Origin of the sequence: Candidatus Symbiopectobacterium sp. (assembly GCF_020054415.1) — a bacterium.
Classification (GTDB): Bacteria; Pseudomonadota; Gammaproteobacteria; order Enterobacterales; family Enterobacteriaceae; genus Symbiopectobacterium.
Window position 1 is genome coordinate 1 of sequence record NZ_JAHWCO010000174.1, and the last position, 1790, is coordinate 1790.

The 1790-nt window shown below is 50.3% G+C and carries 2 protein-coding genes; one reads left to right on the forward strand and one right to left on the reverse strand.

The window, feature by feature from the left end; all coding sequences use genetic code 11:
• Positions 1–191: 191 nt before the first annotated feature.
• Positions 192–1319, reverse strand: coding sequence for a ribonuclease D (gene rnd, locus QZ506_RS05225; RefSeq protein WP_291969550.1), 1128 nt, complete (start codon positions 1317–1319; stop codon positions 192–194).
• A 179-nt stretch (positions 1320–1498) separates the two neighbouring features.
• Between rnd and QZ506_RS05230 the strand changes: the two genes are divergently transcribed.
• Positions 1499–1790: transposase (locus QZ506_RS05230; RefSeq protein WP_291969552.1), on the forward strand; the 292-nt coding region annotated here is incomplete at its 3' end.

Consider the following 1790-nt stretch of genomic DNA (forward strand, 5'->3'; position numbering starts at 1 on the left):
GCAGGCTTTTGATACGTTACCGAGTTCTTCGGCGAGATTGAGCAGGCCGGCTTTGTGTTTGATAATGGGATTGTTAGTATGAAGCATGAGAGTTACCTCGCGTTTTGTTTAAGGATCAGACACCCATATCAAAACCGGTAATTCTCAACCTTTCAAGGTCCAGTGTCAGATCTAGTCGCGACTAATACATATTACCCTTCGCGAGTCAACAAATCGCGCAGCGGCGCAGCGAACAGTTCAGCTCGCCAGCCGTTCAACATTTCAGGTACCGAACCTTCCTGAACAAACAACTTCCAATGCCAATTCAACAAGCGGTTAATCTGACGCCGTGATGCCAGCAACTCAGCAGAAAGTCCGCTACTTTCACTCACCTGCGTCACCAGAGTTTTAATGTCTTTAAACACGCGCTTATAGTCTGGGTAATCGATCAGATTCACGATCGGCACAGGATACTGGGATTCCGGTAGCGTATTGGCCTGTGCGACAATATCAAGCAGTGTTTTACCGTGATAACGAATTTCCAGGCCGCTCAGCCCAAGAGCGCTCAACTCGCCCAACGAGGACGGCAGGCAGCGCGCCACCTGAAGCAAATTTTCTTCCCTTACCACAAAGTTGACTGAGCTGTCGCGCTGGCGCGCCAGGTTCAGACGCCACTGAGCAAGCAGTTGCAGGCAAGCCAGTTGCTTGCCACGCAGTTGCCATGCGTTACCAAATTCACGGTAGGCCAGTTCCGGCGCGAGGATGTCCTGTTTACGCTGACACAGTAACCGGCATTCATCCAACGCCGCGTCCAGCCATCCGGCTTCACGCGTTTCGGCCACAATCTTCTCAGCCATCGGCAACAGATAGAAGACATCTGCGGCGGCATAGTCACACTGTTTCTCAGTCAACGGACGAGCCAGCCAGTCGGTACGCGATTCGGTCTTATCCAACGTCACACCTTGATAATCTGCCACTAATGCAGCAAATCCATACGACAAGGGCTTACCGAGAAAAGCAGCCAAAATCTGTGTATCGATAAACGGATGCGGCAACACGCCAAACGCATTAAGAAACACCTCAAGATCTTCACTGCTGGCGTGCAGGAACTTGGTCACCTGCGTATCTCGCAACAGCGCCACAAACGGCTGCCACGCACTGATAGTGAGGGGATCGATCAGAGAGAGGGTTTCACCGTCAAAAAGCTGGATAAGACCCAACTGCGGATAATAGGTGCGAGTGCGGACAAATTCGGTATCCAGCGCGACCTGCGTGTGCTGACGCGCCTGCTGACAAACCTGTTCTAGGCCATTGTTGTCGCTGATTAACTGATAATTCAAAACGTGTTCTCTTGTTTTTAACTGTCGGCTACTGCAAAAACAACGCCGGTATAACCGGCGCTGTTAACCTTTTGCTATGATAGCCTGTCCTGCTGCGATCTGGCAGAGAGCCTGTACACGAGATTGTGTAATTGCCTGATTTTGATATATTCAATCCAACATCAAAAGCAGGTTACTTTATGGACGAAAAACAGTTACAGGCTCTGGCTAACGAGCTGGCCAAAAATATCAAAACCCCTGACGATCTCAACCAGTTTGATCGCCTTCTGAAAAAGATCAGCGTTGAAGCTGCCCTTAATGCTGAAATGACCCATCACCTCGGTCATGAGAAGCACCAGTCCAAATCTGGAACTAACACGCGCAATGGCTACTCCACAAAGACTGTTACCACCGGCGATGGTCCGCTGGAACTGCGTACACCACGTGATCGTGATGGTTCCTTTGAACCGCAACTGGTGAAGAAGAACCAGA